Origin of the sequence: Curtobacterium sp. WHRI 8282 (genome assembly GCF_040223925.2) — a bacterium.
Taxonomy (GTDB): domain Bacteria; phylum Actinomycetota; class Actinomycetes; order Actinomycetales; family Microbacteriaceae; genus Curtobacterium; species Curtobacterium flaccumfaciens.
Window position 1 is genome coordinate 161,346 of the sequence record NZ_JBEHCD020000003.1, and the last position, 18,440, is coordinate 179,785.

An 18,440-nucleotide genomic window follows, 5' to 3' on the forward strand; every position below is an offset into this window, starting at 1 on the left:
GGTGCGAGCGGCCGACGGTCAGAAGCCGAGGCGTCCGAGCTGCTTCGGGTCACGCTGCCACTCCTTGGCCACCTTCACGCGGATGTTCAGGTAGACGTGCCGGCCGCCGAGCAGCGACTCGATCTCGACGCGGGCCCGGGAACCGACGTCCTTCAGGCGCTCACCCTTGTGTCCGATGACGATCGCCTTCTGGCTGTCCCGCTCGACGAACAGGTTCGCGAAGATGCGCAGGGGGCCGTCGGCGTCGTCGTCGGCGTCGGGCTCGACGATGTCCTCGATGACCACGGCGAGCGAGTGCGGCAGCTCGTCACGGACACCCTCGAGCGCAGCCTCGCGGATGAGCTCGCCGATGCGCTCCTCGTCGGTCTCCTCGGTCACCGCGCTCGAGTCGTACAGCTGCGGCGACTCGGGGAGCAGGGCGGTGATCACTCCGAGCAGGTCTTCGAGCTGCATGCCCCTGGTGCCCGAGGTCGGCACCACGGCGTCCCAGTCGCGGAGCTTCGAGACGGCCAGCAGCTGCTCACCGACGCGGTCCTTGGAGGTGCTGTCGATCTTCGTGACGATCGCGATCTTCTTGGCGCGCGGGTACTGGTCGAGCGTGTCGTTGATGAACCGGTCGCCGGGACCGACGGGCTCGTTCGCCGGCACGCAGAACCCGATCACGTCGACGTCGCCGAGTGTGGACTGCACGAGGTCGTTGAGCCGTTCGCCGAGCAGGGTACGCGGACGGTGCACGCCCGGGGTGTCGACGATGATCACCTGGCCGTCGGGCCGGTGCACGATCCCGCGGATGGCGCGCCTGGTGGTCTGCGGCTTCGACGAGGTGATGGCGACCTTCTCGCCCACCAGGGCGTTGGTCAGCGTCGACTTGCCGACGTTCGGACGGCCGACGAACGAGACGAAGCCCGCGCGGTAGGGCTTCTCCGAGCCGGCCTGGGTGGTGTCGGGGTCGGTCATGCGTGCGTGGTTCCCGTCGTGGTGGGTTCGGCGTCGTCGAAGGCGTCCTCGACGTCGGCCAGGGCGTGGGTGCGCTCGGCGAGCACGGTGATGAGGTGGCGGCGCTTGCCCTCGACACGGTCGGCGGTCAGGACGACCCCGGACACGGTGACGGTGTCGCCGGAGACGGCGAGGTGTCCGAGTTCCTTGGTGAGCAGGCCACCGGCGGTGTCGACGTCGTCGTCGTCGAGCTCGATGCCGAACAGGTCGCCGAGCTCGTCGATCGGCAGTCGGGCGGAGATCCGCCAGATGCCCGGTTCGACCTCGGTCCGGTCGACGACGGCGCGGTCGTACTCGTCGGAGATGTCGCCGACGAGCTCTTCGATGAGGTCCTCCATGGTCACGAGCCCGGCGACACCGCCGTACTCGTCGACCACCAGCACCAGGTGGTTCTTGGCGACCTGCATGTGCCGCAGGGTGTCGTCGGCGTGCTTCGACTCCGGCACGAACTCGGCGGGCCGCAGCAGCCGGCTGACCCGCTCGCTGCGGGACGCCGGCCGTTCGTACAGCGACCGCGCGACGTCGCGCAGGTAGAGCACACCCCGCACGTCGTCGCTGTCCTTGCCCGTCACCGGCATCCGGGACACCCCGGCGGCCAGGAACTGCTCCATGGCCGCGGCCAGCGTCTCCGCTCCGTCGACGGTGAGCATGTCGGTGCGGGGCACCATGACCTCGCGCACCAGGGTGTCGCTGAACTCGAACACCGAGTGGATGAGCTCGCGGTCTTCGTCCTCGAGCACGTTGCTCTCGGTGGCCTCGTCGACGAGCGAGAGCAGCTGCTCCTCGCTCGACACGGTGGAGGCGCTCCGGCCGCGGCCGGGGGTGACCCGGTCGCCGATCCGCACGAGCAGCCCGGCCAGCGGACCGAGCACGATGCGGACGCCACGGACGATGCCGCCGGTCGCACCGATCAGCCGCTCGGCGTGGGCGCGCCCGACGCTGCGCGGGCTCGACCCGACCAGCACGAACGACACCGCGGTCATGATCGCGGCGGAGACGACGAGTGCGATCCACCAGCTGTCGAAGGCGCGCACGAGGGCGATCGTCACGAGCACCGCAGCGGCGGTCTCGGCGAGGACCCGGAAGAAGTTCAGCGCGTTGACGTGCGCCCCGACGTCGTCAGCGATCGCCTCGATGGCGCGGCGGCGCTTGTTGCCCCTGGCGATCTCCTCGAGGTCGGCACGGGAGACCACCGAGAGCGCGGCATCGCTCGCGGCGAGGAGCCCGCCGAGCACGACGAGCCCCAGCGCCACCGCGAGGAGTCCGGCGACGACGACCACCGGCTACCGCCCTCGGTGCTGGGCGGCGAAGGCGGTCAGGATCTCGCCCTGGATGCCGAACATCTCGGCCTTCTCGTCGGGCTCGGCGTGGTCGAAGCCGAGCAGGTGCAGGATGCCGTGGCAGGTGAGCAGCAGCATCTCGTCGGTGCTCGAGTGCCCGGCGGTCTTCGCCTGCTCCTCGGCCACCTGCGGGCAGAGCACGATGTCGCCCAGCAGCCCGGCCGGCGTGGGGTCGTCCTCGGTGCCGGGGCGCAGTTCGTCCATCGGGAAGCTCAGGACGTCCGTCGGTCCGGGCTCGTCCATCCACCGGACGTGCAGCTGCTCCATCGCGCCCTCGTCGACCAGCACGATCGCGAGCTCGGCATCGGCGTGGACGTGCATCGCGTCCAGGGCGAACGCGGCGAGCCGCTGGATCGCGGCCTCGTCCACCTCGACGCCGGACTCGTTGTTGAGCTCGATGCTCACCGGGTGCCTCCTCGGGCGTCGTTCTGGGGGTACGGGGGTCGTGCGCGGTCCTGCGGCGGGCGCCCACGGCGTTCGGCGCGGTTCGCTCCGTCGGGGTTGCCGACCGGGGCGGTGCCGCGGCCACCGGGGCGCTGCCCGGCCTGCTCGGCGAGGCGCTCCTCGTCGTAGACCGTGTACGCGTCGACGATCCGGCCGACGAGGGTGTGGCGGACCACGTCCTCGCTGCCGAGACGGGCGAAGTGGATGTCCTCGACCTGGTCGAGGATGCGCGTCACGAGCCGCAGACCGGAGACGTTGCCCGGCAGGTCGACCTGGGTGATGTCACCCGTGATGACCATCTTCGAACCGAACCCGAGCCGGGTCAGGAACATCTTCATCTGCTCGGGCGTGGTGTTCTGCGCCTCGTCGAGCACCACGAAGGAGTCGTTGAGGGTCCGGCCACGCATGTACGCCAGCGGGGCGACCTCGACGGTGCCGGCCGCCAGGAGCTTCGGGACCAGCTCCGGGTCCATCATCTCGTTGAGGGCGTCGTACAGCGGGCGCAGGTACGGGTCGATCTTGTCGGTGAGCGTGCCCGGCAGGAAGCCGAGCCGCTCGCCGGCCTCGACCGCGGGACGGGTGAGGATGATCCGGTTGACCTCGCGCCGCTGCAGCGCCTGCACGGCCTTGGCCATCGCCAGGTACGTCTTGCCGGTACCGGCCGGACCGATGCCGAACGTGATGGTGTGCTCGTCGATGGCGTCGACGTAGGCGCGCTGCCCGTCCGTCTTCGGACGGACGGACTTGCCGCGGCTCGACACGATCGGGGTGCCGAAGGTGTCGGACGGCTTGCGGTCGTCGTCGAGGATGCGTGCGGACATCGGGATGTCGGACGGGCCGATCTCCTGCCCGCGCCTGACCATGCCGACGAGCTCGTCGACGAGCGCCTTCGCGCGTGCGACGTCGCGCTCGGGCCCGGTCAGCGTGACCTCGTTGCCACGGACGACGACCCGGACGCCCGGGTACTGGCGCTCGACGGTCTTGAGCAGACGGTCCTGGGGACCGAGCAGCTGCACCATGGCGATGCCGTCGACCTGGAGCGAGACCGAGACGGACTCGTCGTCGGCGGCGGTGGGCTGTACTGGTTCGTTAACCGGCAAGGGTGCCTTCCTGCAGTTCACCTGCGAGTACGTGCGCGTGCACGTGGAACACGGTCTGACCGGCGGCTTCGCCGGTGTTGAAGACGAGTCGGAACTGGCCGTCGGCGCGCTCGTCGGCGATGCGCTGGGCGGTGCCGACGACGTGGGCCAGCAGGTCGGGGTCGCCCGCTGCGAGTTCGCCGACGTTCGCGTACTGCTCGGTCTTGGGGACGACGAGCACGTGGACGGGAGCCTTCGGGGCGATGTCCTCGATCGCGATCACACGGTCGTCCTCGGCGACGATGGTCGCCGGGATCTCGCGCGCGATGATCTTGGAGAAGACGCTGGGCGTGCTGCTGCTCATGGCTCCATCGTAGGACGCGCCCGACGGCGTGGTCCGGCTCACCAGCGACCCAGTCGCGCCTGCAGGACAGCGAGTGCCGCCGGTCCGGCGGTGGACGTACGGAGCACGCTGTCGCCGAGTCGGACCCGCACGGCGCCCGCGGCCTCGAGCCGGTCGAGCTCCGCGCCGTCGATGCCTCCTTCGGGGCCGACGACGAGGGCGATGTCCTCGGCGTCCGTCGGGGGCTCCCAGGTGGCGAGCCGCACGGTCGCGGTCGGGTCGAGCAGGACGAGGGTGGTCCCGTCCCCGAGCGCGGACACGAGCTGTCCGGTCGTCACCAGCGGCGCGACGACGGGCACCCGCGGACGGATCGCCTGCTTCGCCGCCTCGTGCACGATCGCGGCCCATCGGGCACGGCCCTTCTCGACCTTCGCGCCGTCCCACCGGGAGACGCTGCGCGCGGCCGACCACGGCACCACCCGGTCGACGCCGATCTCGGTCGCCGCCTGCACGGCCATCTCGTCGCGACCGCCCTTGGCCAGGGCCTGCACGAGCGTCAGCGACGGGCGCGGTGCGTCCTGGTGCTCGACGGTCTCGACCGCGAGCTCCAGCGTGTCCTTGCCGAGTGCCGTCACCGGACCGGAGACCACGGTGCCCCGGCCGTCGGCGATCCGCAGGACCTCGCCGACCCGGACGCGCGCGACGGAGACCGCGTGCCGGCCCTCGGCGCCGTCGAGCGACACCGGGTCACCGACGGCGACGCCGTCCAGCGAGTCGACGAGGTACAGCGACGCCATCAGTGGTTGAAGAACCGGTCGCGGAGCTTGCCGAACATGCCCTGCTGGAACCGGGCGAGCTGCGGGGCGGTGGTCTTGTGCGACTTCGCGAGCTGCTCGACCAGCTGCCGTTCCTTGTGGGACAGCTTGGTCGGCGTGACGACCTGCACGCCGACCCGCAGGTCACCGCGGCCGTTCCCGCGCAGCTTCGTGATGCCGCGGTCCTTGATGACGAGGACGTCGGCACTCTGCACACCGGGACGGATCTCGAGCTCGATCGGACCGTCGAGGCCGTCGATCGTGGTGGTCGTGCCGAGGACGGCGTCGGTCATGCCGACCTCGAGCGTCGCGAGCAGGTCGTCGCCGTCGCGGCTGAAGACGTCGTCGTGGCGCACGCGGATCTCGAGGTACAGGTCGCCGGACGGGCCGCCGGCCGGACCGACCTCGCCCTGGCCGGGCATCTGCAGGCGGAGTCCGGAGTCGACGCCGGCGGGGACGTCCACCGGCACGGTGCGCCGCGCGCGGACGCGGCCCTGACCCTGGCAGGTCGGGCAGGGGCTCGGGATGACGGTGCCGTAGCCGCGGCACGTGCCGCACGGGGCGCTCGTCACCACGTTGCCCAGGAGCGAACGGACCTGGCGCTGGATGTGCCCGGAACCGCCGCAGATGTCGCACGTGCGTGGGCTGGTGCCCGGTGCGCAGCAGGAGCCGTGGCAGGTCTCGCACAGCACCGCCGTGTCGACCTCGACGTCCTTGTGGGTGCCGAAGACGACCTCGTCGAGGTCGACCTCGATGCGGAGCAGAGCGTCCTGGCCGCGCTCGGCACGGCTGCGCGGGCCCGATCCACGGCCGCCACCACCGCCGCCACCGAAGAAGGCGTCGAAGATGTCGCTGAAGCCACCGGCGCCACCACCGAAGGGGCTGTCGGCCTGCGGCCCGGCGTCGTACCGGCGCCGCTGCTCGGGGTCGCTCAGCACGTCGTACGCGTGCGTCACGTCCTTGAAGCGCTCGGCGGCGTCGGGTGCCGGGTTCACGTCCGGATGGAGCTCACGCGCCAGGCGGCGGTAGGCCTTCTTGATGTCGGCATCGGAGGCGTCTCGCTGGACGCCGAGGACGTCGTAGTGGTCTGCCACGTATCCCTCAGTCGGTTGGGTTCGGTCGGTTGGTCAGTGTTCGCCCAGGAGCTTGGACAGGTAGCGGGCGACGGCGCGGACGGCCGCCATGTTCGTGCCGTAGTCCATGCGGGTCGGTCCGAGGACGCCCAGGCGGGCCACCTCGCCACCGGCCAGGTAGCCGCCGGCGACGATGCTCGTGGCGTCGAGCCCGTACTCGGCGTTCTCGACGCCGATGCTGGCCGCCACCGCGATGTCGTCCACCTGCATCTCCCCGAACAACCGGAGCAGGGTGACTTGTTCCTCGATCGCTTCGAGCACCGGGAAGAGCCCGCCGGAGAAGTCCTGCTCGCTCTTCGCCAGGTTGGCCGCACCGGCCATCAGCAGGCGGTCCTGCCGGTTCGCCGCGACCTGCTCGATGAGCGTGGCGACGACGACCCCGCCGAGCGTCTGGGCGTCGGGGCGGAGCTGCTGCGGCACGGCTCGGAGCGCGGTCGGGACGTCCTGCAGCAGGAGCCCCACCGTCGCGCCGTTCACCACGGTGCGGAGTTCACCCAGCGAGTCTTCGTCGAGCGGGACGTCGGTCTCGACCACGCGCTGTTCGACGCGGGCGGTGTCGGTGATGAGCACCACCATCAACCGGGCGTCACCGAGCCGGACGAGCTCGACGTGCTGCACCCGGGCGCGCACCATCGAGGGGTACTGCACCAGGGCGACCTGGTTGGTGAGCTGGCTGAGCAGCCGGACGGTGCGCCCGAGGACCTCGTCGAGGTCGTTCGGGGCGCCGAGGAAGGTCTCGATGGCGTGGCGCTGGGCGCTGGAGAGCGGACGGGCACCCGCCAGGTGGTCCACGAAGACGCGGTACCCCTTGTCGGTCGGCACCCGGCCGGACGAGGTGTGCGGCGCGGCGATCAGCTGCTCGTCCTCGAGCAGGGCCATGTCGTTGCGGATCGTCGCGGCGCTGACCCCGAAGGCGTGCCGCTCGACGATGGTCTTCGACCCGACGGGTTCACGCGACGCCACGTAGTCGCGCACGATGGCCTTGAGGACCTCGAGGCTGCGTTCACTGACCACGAGCGCCTCCTTTCCCGATCTACCTGGCACTCGGACGTGTCGACTGCTGATCCTACGCCCGACCGCTGACGGCCCGGGACTTCCGGGCGGTCGGCCGATACGCTTCCGCCATGACCTACGGACAGCAGCCCGACGGCCCCGGACCCGAGCAGCCCGGCGGCCAGTACGGCCACGGCCCCGGTGGCCCCCAGCAGCCCGGCGGACCGCAGTACCCCGGCGGACCGCAGTACCCCGCCGGCTACACCCCGCCCCGGCCGATGAGCCCGGAGGACCAGCGCCTGTGGGCCACGCTGACGCACATCGGCGGCATCTTCTTCAACTTCATCGCACCGTTGGTCGCCTACCTGGTCCTCCGCGACCGCGGCGGCTTCGTCCGCGAGCACACCCGCGTCGCGCTGAACTTCCACATCACGATGGGCATCGCCTACGTGGTCGGTTCGCTCACGTCGGTGTTCGGCGTCGGGGTCCTGATCGTGCTGGCAGCGGGCATCGTGTCGCTGATCTTCAGCATCATGGCCGCGATCGCCGCGAACCAGGGCCAGTTCTACCGCTACCCGCTCTCGATCGAGTTCATCAAGCAGTAAGCGGCAAGCACTGCGCAGCCGGCAGTGCGCCGGCCCCTCAGTCGAGCAGCTCCCGCACCACCGCGTCGGCGAGCAGGCGACCCTGCAGGGTCAGGTCGATCCGTCCCCGCACCGCGGCCGACCCGTCCACGAGTCCGCGTGCGATGAGGCCGGCGACCCGGCCACGGGCCTCCTGGCGGATCTCGCTCGTCGCGAGCTCCCCGCGGACCCGCGCCGCCAGCAGCAGGCGCTCGACGTACCGCGTCTCGTCGTCGATGGTCTCGCGGCCGGCGGCCGGCGACTCCCCCGACAGCACCCGGTTCGCGTACGCGGCCGGGTGCTTGACGTTCCACCAGCGCGTGCCGGCGACGGCGGAGTGTGCGCCGGGGCCGACGCCCCACCAGTCGTGGCCCTTCCAGTAGGACAGGTTGTGGCGACTCGCGTGCGCGTCGCCGCGCGCCCAGTTCGACACCTCGTACCAGGAGTAGCCGGCGTCGCCGAGCACCTGGTCGGCGAGCTCGTACATGTCGGCGGCCAGGTCGTCATCGGGGGCTGGGAGCTCGCCGCGGGCGACCATGCGGCCCATCGCAGTGCCGTCCTCGACGATGAGCGAGTACGCCGACACGTGGTCGGGCTCGCAGGCGATCGCGGCGTCGAGCGAGGTCCGCCAGTCGGCGAGGGACTCCCCCGGCGTCGAGTAGATGAGGTCGAGCGAGACGTCGAGCCCCTGCTGCTTCGCGAGGTCGACGACGACGGGGACCCGGAGCGGGTCGTGCGTGCGGTCGAGCGTGGCGAGCACGTGCGGCACGGCGGACTGCATGCCGTAGCTGATCCGGTTGAAGCCGCCGGCCCGCAGGGTCTCGAGCGACGCCGCGTCGACGGAGTCCGGGTTCGCCTCGGTGGTGACCTCCGCCCCGGGCAGGATGCCCCAGGTGTCGTCGATCGCACGGAGGATCATCGCCAGGTCGGACGCCGGGAGCATGGTCGGGGTGCCGCCACCGAAGAAGACGGTCGACACCGGCCGCCGCGGCACACCGGAACGGTCGAGCACGGTCGCGGCCCACTCGATCTCGCGCACGGCGTGCCCGGCGTAGTCGTCGCGACGGACGCCGCGGAGCTCCGACGCCGTGTAGGTGTTGAAGTCGCAGTAGCCGCAGCGCACGCGGCAGAACGGCACGTGCACGTACACGCCGAAGGGCACGTCACCGGCGGTGGGACCAGCCCCCGGCCCGGCAGCGGAGCCCGCCGCCGCCCACGGGGTGATCAGGCCGTCCGCTGGTGCTGGATCGGCGATCGGGAGAGCACTCGGCATGGGCTCCATTCTCCGTCATGATGGAGCCATGGAGCACCATCCCGTCCCCACCACGGTCCTGTGGGACATCGACGGCACCCTCGTGATGAACGCGTCGTCCCCGGGCAACCTCTACCACCTCGCCCTCGAGCGGGCGGTGGGCCGCGACCTCACCCTGCGGGTCGGGCACCAGCACGGCCGGACCGACGCCGGGCTCATCGCCGAGCACGTGCACGCCCACGCGTTCGAGGACACCCTGATCCCCACGGTCAGCCGGCACCTGCACGACCTGACCGCCGAACGGCACGCCTCCGGCGACCACCGCAGCCCCGTCCCCGGGGCGAAGGCGCTCCTGACCCGCTTCGCCGAACTCGGGTGGCGCAACGGCCTGCTCACCGGCAACTCCGAGTACCGCGCCCGGGTGAAGCTCACCGGCGCCGGGTTCGACGCCGACGTCTTCGACTGGGAGCACTCGTACTTCGGCGACACCGAGGTCGAGCGGGCCGGGGTCACCCTGCGCGCCGCCGCCGAGCTGGTCGGCACCCGGGCGGTCATCGTCGGCGACACCCCGCGCGACGGTGAGGCCGCGGACGCCGCGGGCATCCCCTTCCTGGCCGTGGCGACGGGTGTCTACGACGTGGACGCGTTGCGGCACACGAACGCCGTGACGGTCGCACGCGACTGCCAGCAGGACGCCGCCCTCATCGAGGATGCGATCGCCGCACTCCCGCCGCTCCGCTGAGGAGCAGGAGCGAGCGGGGTCGCGAGACCGCGGGCGCGACCGCGAGACCGCGACCAGACGCCTAGTCGCCCCGCAGCGCCGCCAGGTACTTCTCCGCCATGACCTTCTGCTGCCGCCGCACGAACGGCGCGACGAAGCGCCACTTCCGGCTCGCCGGCTGCGAGAACTGCCGGACCTGCAGCCACACCGAGCCGTCCGGGGTGCGCTCGACGACGAACGACTCCTCACCGGAGAGCGGGTGCCCCTCGAGCGTGCCGTAGGCGAACCCCTTGCGGTCGTGCTCGTCGATGATCGACACGACGCGCACCGGTGCCAGCACCGTCTGCCCGAACGCGTGGATCGTCAGCGTCGCGCTGGTGCCCGCCGTCAGCAGCGGGGTGCCGTCGGGTGCGAACTTCTCGACCCGGGGTGTCCCGATGGACGCCGGGGCGATCGGCACACCGTCGTCGTCGAAGGTGACCGGGTTGTACCGGACCTCGTCGTCGTCGGGCTGCTCCTCGACGCGCACGCGGACACCGCTGCGTTCCTGGATCTGCCACGTGAGCGCCTGCACCACGGCGGTCTCGAACCGCTGGTCGCCGTGTCCGATCCGCGCGCGCGACTCGGCCGGCGTGAAGCCGTCCGGCGGGTAGGTCATGAGGTCCGACGCCTGGGTCGCCCCCACCGCGCCGTACGTCAGGGCGGTCCGGTAGCTCCCGCGGATGCTCATGCCGCCATGTTACTTGGGCGGGCCGCCCCGGATCGAACCGATCCACGCTCACCTCCGTCGGATCGGCCCACCCGCCGTGCACCCCGAACTGGAGGCCCGACAACCGCCCGCCCCGGGGCTATCGTCAGCAGGTGCCCCACGCCACCCCCGTCCGTCCGCGGTCCGTCGACCGCCGGACCGCCGTCCTCGCCGCGCTCGCAATCGTCGCGTTCGGCGTGGCGGCGACCGCCCGGGTGCTGGTGGACGTGACCACGTCGGCCGCGGCGTCACCCGCCCGGTACGCCACCGTCGCGCTCGCTCCCGAGGCGTGGAACGGCTTCGACACCGCGAACGTCATCGCCGCCGTCGGGGCGAGCTGCGCCGGCGCCGGGGTGCTGCTGTTCGGTGCAGCACTGGTGTCGGCCGTGCGGCGTCAGCGCGGCCGTCGGCTGCCGCTGGTCCTCGCGGTCGTGACGCTCGCGATGGTCGTCGGCGCCGTGGTCGCCGGGGTGGCCTCCGGCGAGCAGACCGACTTCGACGCGGCTGCCCACTGGGCCATCCTGCGGACCGCACTGGCGGGACTGGCCGCTGCGAGCCTCCCGGCCCTCTGCCTGGCCGCCCTGCGGGCGCGCGCCCGCCGGACCGGCTGACCCGCGCCGAGCTTTCGCGCTCACCGACAGATCTCGGCGGTCGCAGTGCGTGAGCTGTCGCTCAGCGCGAAACGCGCTACTTCTTCTTCTCTTCGACGTCGCCGGAGAGCGCCGCGATGAAGGCTTCCTGCGGGACCTCGACCCGACCGATGGTCTTCATGCGCTTCTTGCCCTCCTTCTGCTTCTCGAGGAGCTTGCGCTTGCGGGTGATGTCACCGCCGTAGCACTTCGCCAGGACGTCCTTGCGCATCGCGCGGATGCTCTCGCGGGCGATGATGCGGGCGCCGATGGCAGCCTGGATCGGCACCTCGAACTGCTGGCGCGGGATGAGCTTGCGCAGCCGCTCGGTCATGAGCGTGCCGTAGGCGTACGCCTTGTCGCGGTGCACGATCGCGCTGAAGGCGTCGACCTGGTCGCCCTGCAGCAGGATGTCGACCTTGACGAGGTCGGCGGCCTGGTCGCCGGTGGGCTCGTAGTCGAGCGACGCGTAGCCCTGGGTCTTGCTCTTCAGCTGGTCGAAGAAGTCGAAGACGATCTCGCCGAGGGGCATCTCGTAGCGGATCTCGACGCGGTCCTCGCCGAGGTACTCCATGCCGAGCAGGGAGCCGCGGCGCTGCTGGCAGAGCTCCATGATCGCGCCGACGTAGTCCTTCGGGGCCAGGATCGCGGCGCGGACCATCGGCTCGCGGACCTCGACGATGCGCCCGCTCGGGAACTCCGAGGGGTTCGTGACCTCGGTCACGGCGTTGTCCTCGGTCGTGACCTCGTAGATCACGCTCGGGGCGGTGGTGATGAGGTCGAGCCCGAACTCGCGGGACAGCCGCTCGGTGATGATCTCGAGGTGGAGCAGCCCGAGGAACCCGCAGCGGAACCCGAAGCCGAGCGCCACCGAGGTCTCCGGCTCGTAGACCAGTGCGGCATCGGAGAGCTTGAGTTTGTCGAGCGCTTCGCGGAGCACCGGGTAGTCGCTGCCGTCGATCGGGTACAGGCCCGAGAACACCATCGGCTTCGGGTCCGTGTAGCCGGGCAGCGCCTGCGTCGCGGGCTTCTGTGCGCTCGTGACGGTGTCGCCGACCTTGGACTGGCGGACGTCCTTCACACCGGTGATCAGGTAGCCGACCTCGCCGACGGACAGCCCCTTCGTGGGCTTCGGCTCCGGGCTCGAGACCCCGATCTCCAGGATCTCGTGCGTCGACTTGGTCGACATCATCTGGACCTTCTCGCGGGGCGAGATGGTGCCGTCGATCATGCGGACGTAGGTGACGACGCCGCGGTAGCTGTCGTAGACCGAGTCGAAGATCATCGCGCGGGGCGCTGCCTCGGCGTCGCCGACGGGGGCCGGCACGCGACGGACGACCAGGTCGAGGAGCTCCGGCACCCCGACGCCGGTCTTGCCGGACACCCGGAGGACGTCCTCGGGCTTGCCACCGATGAGCTGCGCGAGCTCGGCCGCGTACTTGTCCGGCTCGGCCGCCGGGAGATCGATCTTGTTGAGGACCGGGATGATCTCGAGGTCGTTCTCGAGCGCCAGGTACAGGTTCGCGAGCGTCTGCGCCTCGATGCCCTGGGCAGCGTCGACGAGCAGGATCGCGCCCTCGCACGCGGCCAGGGAGCGCGAGACCTCGTACGAGAAGTCGACGTGCCCGGGGGTGTCGATCATGTTCAGCGCGAAGGTCTCGCCGTCGAGTTCCCACGGCATGCGCACGGCCTGCGACTTGATCGTGATGCCGCGCTCGCGCTCGATGTCCATGCGGTCGAGGTACTGCGCACGCATCGCGCGGTCCTCGACGATGCCGGTGATCGACAGCATGCGGTCGGCCAGCGTCGACTTGCCGTGGTCGATGTGCGCGATGATGCAGAAGTTGCGGATCGCGTCGGCCGGGGTCGCTGCGGGCTCCAGCGGAGCGGATGCTTGTGGGCTCACGGTTCCTCAGGTGGGTCGGACGGTCGCAACAGTCTCCCACGCTTCACCCGCCCTGGAGGCACGGCGCGCGTCCGCCACGTGCGTGACGGACGCGGGGCGCGCCTCCGAAGCGGTGATGCGGTCGACGAGGCGGGCGTCGGCCGCCGGTCAGACGGTCGCGTGCGCCGGGGCCGGCAGGGCACCGAGGCCGCGCCGCAGGTCGTCCGCGGTGGCTGCGAGGCACACGCGGATCCACCCCTCGCCGGTGCGTCCGAAGGCGCTGCCCGGCGCGACGGCGACCCGCTCACGCTGCAGGAACCCCAGCGCCCACTCGGCGATGTCCCCGTCGGACGCGTGCGACATGTCGATCCACAGGTAGAACGCCCCGCGCGGGTCGAGGTACCGGATGCCGGCGGCGTCGAGCGTTTCCTTCGCGACCTCGAGGTTCGCGCGGTAGTGCTCCCGAGCGTCGCGCACCGCGGAGTGGTCCCCCACGATCGCCGCGAGGGCCGCGTACTGGTCGGGTTCGGCGACGCAGCTGATCATGGCCTCCTGCGTGGTCCGCATCGTCGCGCCGAGTCCCTTCGGCGTGACGAGGTAGCCCACGCGGACGCCGGTCATCGCGTACGTCTTGCTCAGCGAGAACGCGGAGAACACGCGGTCGTCCTCGTCGAGCGCCGCCAGGCTGACGTGCCGGGTGCCGTAGGTGAAGTACTCGTAGACCTCGTCGCTGATCACCCAGAGGTCGTGCCGCTTCGCGAAGGCCAGGAGCGCACGCAGGGTCTCCTCGCCGAAGACCGAGCCGAGCGGGTTCGACGGCGAGTTGACGATGAGCACCCGCGTGCGTTCGGTGACGCTCGCCTCGAGGGCCTGCAGATCGGGTTCGAACCCGTGCTGCGGCTCGAGCCGGTACGGCACGGGGGTCGCCCCGATGATGTGGGCGTTCATCGTGAAGGTCGTGTAACCCGGGTCCGGCACGAGCACCTCGTCGCCCGGGCTCAGGGTCAGCGTCATCGCCTGGAAGAGCGCCTGGGTCGCACCGATCGTCATCCAGATCTGCTCGAGGTCGGCCTCGATCCGGTTCTCACGGCGGAGCTTGTCGCGGACGGCTTCGCGGAGCGGCGCGATCCCGCCGTTCGGCGTGTACCCGGTGCGGTCCTCGGTCCAGGCGCGACGGGCCGCCTCGCCGATGTGCGGCGCCACCGGGACGTCCGGCTCGCCGATCACGAGCATCGTGACGTCCGTGCCGCTCGACTGCAGCAGGGCCGCCTGCTCGAAAACCCTCCGGATGCCGGAGGCGGGCACGGTGTCGATGCGCGGTGCGAGGGAGGGCATGTCCGTCACGGTATCCGGTGCGTGTTGCCGTGGGGTTTGGCCGCGGTCGGCCGCGGGCTTCCGCCGATCCGGCGGTGTTTCGTGCTTTGGTGGCAGCCCGCTTGCCTGGTAGTGTTGGTGGCTGGCTTCCGCGTTCCCCGCCCACGGGTGGAACGCGATGCGACCAAGGGCCCCTCTACCCTGCGGTCGCGCCCACCCGTACGAGACGAGCAGGAGCAATTCATGGCGAACATCAAGTCGCAGATCAAGCGCATCAAGACCAACCTCAAGGCCACCGAGCGCAACAAGGCCTACAAGTCGGAGCTCAAGACGCACATCCGTCGTGCCAACGACGCCGTCGCCGCCGGTGACAAGGACAAGGCCGTTGCCGCCCTGGCCCTCGCGTCGAAGAAGCTCGACAAGGCCGTGAGCAAGGGTGTCATCCACAAGAACCAGGCCGCGAACCGCAAGTCGGCCATCGCGAAGAAGGTCTCGTCGCTCTGACGTCCTGACCCTTCTGGTCCGAAGGCCCCGCACCGTTGGTGCGGGGCCTTCGTCGTGTGGGGTGCGTGCGCGGCGTGGGGTGCGTTTGGTTCGCTTCGTGAGCAGAAAGGGTCGGGTCGTGATGGAACACCCGACCATTTGTGCTCACGAAGCGCCGGCCGACCGCCGCGCGAGAAGGCCGGGAGGCCCGACTCGCCTCAGCGGGGCTCGCCGCGTCGGGCGATGGTGCGGACCATGACCTCGAGCGCGTAGTGCGCGTCGCGCGAGCCACCCTTCACCGCGGTGTCCGCCTCGGCGATGCTGATGATCGCGTTCGCCAGCCCGGACTCGCTCCAGCCGGCGACGTCACGCTGCGCGCGCTGCACCTGCCACGGCGCCATGCCGAGCGCCGAGGCCGCCTGCCCGCTCGGACCCCGGAAGGCGCTGACCTTCGCCATCGTGCGGATCTTGCTCGCGAACGCGGCGACGATCGGCACGGGTGCCTCGCCGGTGGCCAGGGCGTGCCGCAGCTCGACGATCGCCGGTGCCGACCGACCCGCGAGGGCGATGTCGGCGACCTTGAACGCGTTCGTCTCGACGCGACCGCCGTAGTACTTGTCGACGACCTTGTCGGTGATCTCCTCGGCCTCGTCCGCCAGGAGCTGTCGGCACGCGGCGGCGAGTTCGGCGAGGTCGTCGGCGAACGCGGTCACCAGGGTCCGGACGGCGGAGGGCGCGATCCGGCGTCGTGCTGCGCGGAACTCGGCGTTCACGAAGTCGATGCGGTCGGTCTCGCGCTTGAGCTCGTCGCACAGCACCTCGACCCCGCCGCCGACACCGCTGCGGATCGTGTCGAGGAGCTTCTTGCCGCGCACGCCACCCCCGTGCCGGAGCACCAGGGTGACGTCGTCGGCGGGGGCCTGCAGGTACGAGATCGTCTCGGTGATGAAGGCGTCGGTGCACTTCTCGACGTTCGTGACCTGCACGAGTCGCGGCTCGCCGAACAGCGATGGGCTGGCGAGGGTCGCGAGGAGCCCGGGGGCGTACTGGTCGGCTTCGAGGTCGTGTACCTCGAGCGCGGGGTCCTCGCCCTGCAGCAGGTCCTTCAGCACACCGCGGGCGCGGTCGGCGAGGAACGCTTCGGGCCCGGTGATGAGCACGACGGGTGCCGGACGGATCCCCGACCAGGGCACCTGGTCGATCTTCGCTGCGGCGCGCGCGGGCTTCTTGGCGGCCATGTGGTCCTTCCGGTGGTGCCGGCCCGGACGGTGCCGGGTCGAGTGGTGCACCGACGATCCTACGGGCGGCCGCCGACGACGAGCGCTCCGTCCACACCCGCACCTCGTCGCTGCCGGAGCGGGCGAGCACCACGGTCCCGCGCTCGTCGGTGCGGAGCGGCAGCGTGCCAGCAGCCTCGAGCATGCCGAGCGCGGACGGCGTCGGATGCCCGTAGGTGTTGTCCGCACCGACCCCGATGAGCCCGACCCGCGCGGCGAGCCCTCGGTAGAGCTGCGGGTCCTGGTCCGCGGAGCCGTGGTGCGCCACCTTCACCACGTCGATCGGCCCCGCCGGCAGACCACCGGCGTTGCGCAGCCGACGTTGCGACGACTCCCCCAGGTCGCCGAGGAAGACCCCGGTCAGGCACGCCGGACAGGAGTCTCCGTCCGCCGGCCCCGTGACCAGCACGATGCTCGCGTCGTTGCCGGCGGCACGGTCCCCGCCCGGCGGCCACACCACGCGCCAGGCGAGCGGCCCGAGGGTGCCGGACACGCGGTCGTCCGCCGTCCGGACGTCGACACCGGCACGCCGGAGGTCGTCGACCACCCGCTCGTCCGACGCACGGCCCACGGGTCCGACCAGGGCGGTCTCGACCGTGTCCGCCACGGCGGGCACAGCGCCGACGTGGTCGCGGTCGAAGTGCGTCAGGACGAGCAGGTCGATCCGGGTGACCCCGAGCAGCTCCAGGCACGCCCGGAGCCGTTCCTCGTCGTCGCCGGTGTCCACCAGCGCGACGGCGTCGTCGCCACGGAGCAGCACGGCGTCCCCCTGCCCGACGTCACACGCGGCGACCGACCAGTCGCCCGGCACCGAGCCCCGGACGACGAGCACCGGGACGGTGACGGCTGCGACACCGACCACGACCACCACCCCTGCTGCGAGCAGCAACCGGGAGCCGAGCCGCCCCCGGACCAGCACGGCGACCGCGATGCAGCCGCACACCAGCACCGCGGCGGCCACACCGAGCGCCCCGGCCGGCCAGGGTGCCGAGGCGTAGGGCAGGGCCGCCGCACCGTGCGCGATGCCCCCGACTGCGGCGGCCGGGACCCACGCGACGGCCGCGAGTCCCTGCGCACCGACCGGCCACACCGGAGCGAGGCCACACGCGACGAGCCCGATCACCGTGACGACCGGCGCGAACGGCTCCGCCAGCAGGTTCGCGGGCACCGCGTAGGTCGGAAGCGCCGCCGACAGCGGGATCGTCACCGGCCAGCAGGCCACCTGTGCGGCGACCGGGATCGCGAGTGCGGCGGCGACCGGCGGCCACACACGACGTGCCAGGAGCTCGGTGAGCGGCGGGCCGAGCACGACGATCCCGCTCGTGGCGAGCACGGACAGGGCGAACGCGAACGACCGCGCGAACCACGGGTCGACCACGAGCATGCCGACCGCGGCGAGGGCGATGAGCGGGACGCCCCGCACCGGTCGACCGGCCAGGTGCACGACGAGCACCACGATCGCCATCACCGTGGCCCGGACGATCGACGGGTCGGGGCGCACGAGCACGACGAACACCAGGAGTACGCCGACGGCCGCCGCGGCCCGGGGCCCTCTCGGCAGACCACAGGCTCGACCGAGGACCACGACGAGCCCGACCACCACCGCGCAGTTCGCCCCGGACACCGCCGTCAGGTGCGTCAGCGCCGAGGTCTCCATCGCCGCCTCGGTCGTCGGGTCGAGGCCGGAGCGGTCCCCGATCGCGAGCCCGCGCAGCAGCGCCGCTCCGGGCTGCGGCAGGTCGGCCGTGGCCCGTACGAAGGCCTGTCGCGCGGTGTCGGTGGCGCCGAGCAGCCCGTCGGGCGGCACCGACGACGGCGTCCCGCGCAGGAACGCCACGAAGGCCGTTGCGGAACCGGGTTCGTCCGGCTGCAGGGTGGCGGTCACGGTGACCCGGGCACCGGCTGCCAGCACGGCGCCCGGTGCGTCGCCGTGCTGATCGGGGACGAGCCGGACCGGCACCCGGAGCCCGTCGAGGTCGTCCGCCCGCACCAGCGTCGCGGTGACGGAGCGGTCCCCCGGCACGAGGTCGCGGGTCAGCACGGCCTCGACCTCCACGTGCCCCGCCCCCGGGCCGGCGACGAGTGCACGGAGCGGTTCCGGGGCCCGCCGGGAATCCCCCACGGAGACCGACACCGCGAGCAGCGTCGTCAGGGCCCCCGCGACGAGCAGCAGCCCGGCGACGGCCGGCACGACCCCGGCGCCCCGACGCCACCGGAGCACGCTGCCGCTGACGCCGGTCAGGAGCGCCGCGGCCCCACCGACCACGGGTGCCACGTCGGGCATGCCGACGAGCAGGGCGGTCGCGATCCAGGCGACCGCGACCGGCACCGCGAACCGCAGGTCGATCGCACTCGGCGCGAGCTG

At 71.7% G+C, this 18,440-nt stretch carries 17 protein-coding genes and 1 pseudogene; 4 read left to right on the forward strand and 14 right to left on the reverse strand.

What is annotated here, in order from left to right:
• Positions 1 to 18 precede the first annotated feature (18 nt).
• Genes era through hrcA form a run of 8 tightly spaced genes read right to left on the reverse strand, consistent with a single transcriptional unit; the run spans position 19 to position 7,164 of the window.
• Positions 19 to 957, reverse strand: coding sequence for a GTPase Era (gene era, locus ABRP24_RS11710; protein WP_027465313.1), 939 nt, complete (start codon positions 955 to 957; stop codon positions 19 to 21).
• Entirely contained in the window at positions 954 to 2,276 is a 1,323-nt protein-coding gene (locus ABRP24_RS11715) for a hemolysin family protein (protein WP_138803112.1), read from the reverse strand. Before ABRP24_RS11715 ends, era begins: the two co-directional genes overlap by 4 nt.
• A gap of 3 nt (positions 2,277 to 2,279) precedes the next feature.
• Positions 2,280 to 2,741, reverse strand: a complete 462-nt coding sequence (gene ybeY / locus ABRP24_RS11720; RefSeq protein ID WP_017886675.1) for an rRNA maturation RNase YbeY — start codon at positions 2,739 to 2,741, stop codon at positions 2,280 to 2,282.
• Positions 2,738 to 3,880: a PhoH family protein gene (locus ABRP24_RS11725; protein ID WP_071248113.1), complete on the reverse strand. Its 1,143-nt coding sequence runs from the start codon at positions 3,878 to 3,880 to the stop codon at positions 2,738 to 2,740. The genes ybeY and ABRP24_RS11725 overlap by 4 nt, the downstream gene beginning before the upstream one ends.
• Positions 3,870 to 4,223, reverse strand: a complete 354-nt coding sequence (locus ABRP24_RS11730) for a histidine triad nucleotide-binding protein (RefSeq protein WP_232749409.1) — start codon at positions 4,221 to 4,223, stop codon at positions 3,870 to 3,872. The genes ABRP24_RS11725 and ABRP24_RS11730 overlap by 11 nt, the downstream gene beginning before the upstream one ends.
• Before the next feature lie 38 nt (positions 4,224 to 4,261).
• On the reverse strand, positions 4,262 to 4,999 hold the full coding sequence (locus ABRP24_RS11735; RefSeq protein WP_027465309.1) for a 16S rRNA (uracil(1498)-N(3))-methyltransferase: 738 nt from the start codon (positions 4,997 to 4,999) through the stop codon (positions 4,262 to 4,264).
• Positions 4,999 to 6,111, reverse strand: coding sequence for a molecular chaperone DnaJ (gene dnaJ / locus ABRP24_RS11740; RefSeq protein ID WP_349848342.1), 1,113 nt, complete (start codon positions 6,109 to 6,111; stop codon positions 4,999 to 5,001). Before dnaJ ends, ABRP24_RS11735 begins: the two co-directional genes overlap by 1 nt.
• 33 nt (positions 6,112 to 6,144) lie before the next feature.
• Entirely contained in the window at positions 6,145 to 7,164 is a 1,020-nt protein-coding gene (gene hrcA / locus ABRP24_RS11745; protein ID WP_027465308.1) for a heat-inducible transcriptional repressor HrcA, read from the reverse strand.
• A 110-nt stretch (positions 7,165 to 7,274) separates the two neighbouring features.
• Between hrcA and ABRP24_RS11750 the strand changes: the two genes are divergently transcribed.
• Positions 7,275 to 7,748, forward strand: coding sequence for a DUF4870 domain-containing protein (locus ABRP24_RS11750; protein ID WP_083404419.1), 474 nt, complete (start codon positions 7,275 to 7,277; stop codon positions 7,746 to 7,748).
• A gap of 37 nt (positions 7,749 to 7,785) precedes the next feature.
• Here ABRP24_RS11750 and hemW read toward each other — a convergent pair whose 3' ends face one another.
• Positions 7,786 to 9,039 (reverse strand): radical SAM family heme chaperone HemW, encoded by a 1,254-nt coding sequence (hemW, locus tag ABRP24_RS11755; RefSeq protein ID WP_027465306.1) that lies wholly within the window; start codon positions 9,037 to 9,039, stop codon positions 7,786 to 7,788.
• Between the two features lie 28 nt (positions 9,040 to 9,067).
• Between hemW and ABRP24_RS11760 the strand changes: the two genes are divergently transcribed.
• Positions 9,068 to 9,760 carry an HAD family hydrolase gene (locus tag ABRP24_RS11760; protein ID WP_051596685.1) on the forward strand — a complete coding sequence of 231 codons (693 nt, stop codon included), beginning with the start codon at positions 9,068 to 9,070 and terminating at the stop codon, positions 9,758 to 9,760.
• Positions 9,761 to 9,821: 61 nt separating this feature from the next.
• Here the strand turns inward: ABRP24_RS11760 and ABRP24_RS11765 are convergent, their stop codons facing one another.
• Positions 9,822 to 10,469, reverse strand: coding sequence for a DUF1990 family protein (locus ABRP24_RS11765; RefSeq protein WP_035808235.1), 648 nt, complete (start codon positions 10,467 to 10,469; stop codon positions 9,822 to 9,824).
• Positions 10,470 to 10,600: 131 nt separating this feature from the next.
• Between ABRP24_RS11765 and ABRP24_RS11770 the strand changes: the two genes are divergently transcribed.
• Positions 10,601 to 11,098 carry a hypothetical protein gene (locus tag ABRP24_RS11770; protein WP_349848346.1) on the forward strand — a complete coding sequence of 166 codons (498 nt, stop codon included), beginning with the start codon at positions 10,601 to 10,603 and terminating at the stop codon, positions 11,096 to 11,098.
• Between the two features lie 76 nt (positions 11,099 to 11,174).
• Here ABRP24_RS11770 and lepA read toward each other — a convergent pair whose 3' ends face one another.
• Together lepA and ABRP24_RS11780 are read right to left on the reverse strand one after the other, a co-directional pair.
• Positions 11,175 to 13,022 carry a translation elongation factor 4 gene (gene lepA, locus ABRP24_RS11775; protein WP_027465303.1) on the reverse strand — a complete coding sequence of 616 codons (1,848 nt, stop codon included), beginning with the start codon at positions 13,020 to 13,022 and terminating at the stop codon, positions 11,175 to 11,177.
• A 147-nt stretch (positions 13,023 to 13,169) separates the two neighbouring features.
• Positions 13,170 to 14,336, reverse strand: a complete 1,167-nt coding sequence (locus tag ABRP24_RS11780) for a pyridoxal phosphate-dependent aminotransferase (protein ID WP_027465302.1) — start codon at positions 14,334 to 14,336, stop codon at positions 13,170 to 13,172.
• A gap of 222 nt (positions 14,337 to 14,558) precedes the next feature.
• On the opposite strand from ABRP24_RS11780, the gene rpsT reads away from it, so the two are divergent.
• Positions 14,559 to 14,819, forward strand: a complete 261-nt coding sequence (gene rpsT / locus ABRP24_RS11785; RefSeq protein WP_017886662.1) for a 30S ribosomal protein S20 — start codon at positions 14,559 to 14,561, stop codon at positions 14,817 to 14,819.
• A 197-nt stretch (positions 14,820 to 15,016) separates the two neighbouring features.
• Here rpsT and holA read toward each other — a convergent pair whose 3' ends face one another.
• Positions 15,017 to 16,036, reverse strand: coding sequence for a DNA polymerase III subunit delta (gene holA, locus ABRP24_RS11790; protein ID WP_027465301.1), 1,020 nt, complete (start codon positions 16,034 to 16,036; stop codon positions 15,017 to 15,019).
• A gap of 622 nt (positions 16,037 to 16,658) precedes the next feature.
• A pseudogene (locus ABRP24_RS11795) lies at positions 16,659 to 18,359 on the reverse strand (ComEC/Rec2 family competence protein); the annotation flags it as partial.
• Between the last annotated feature and the right edge of the window lie 81 nt (positions 18,360 to 18,440).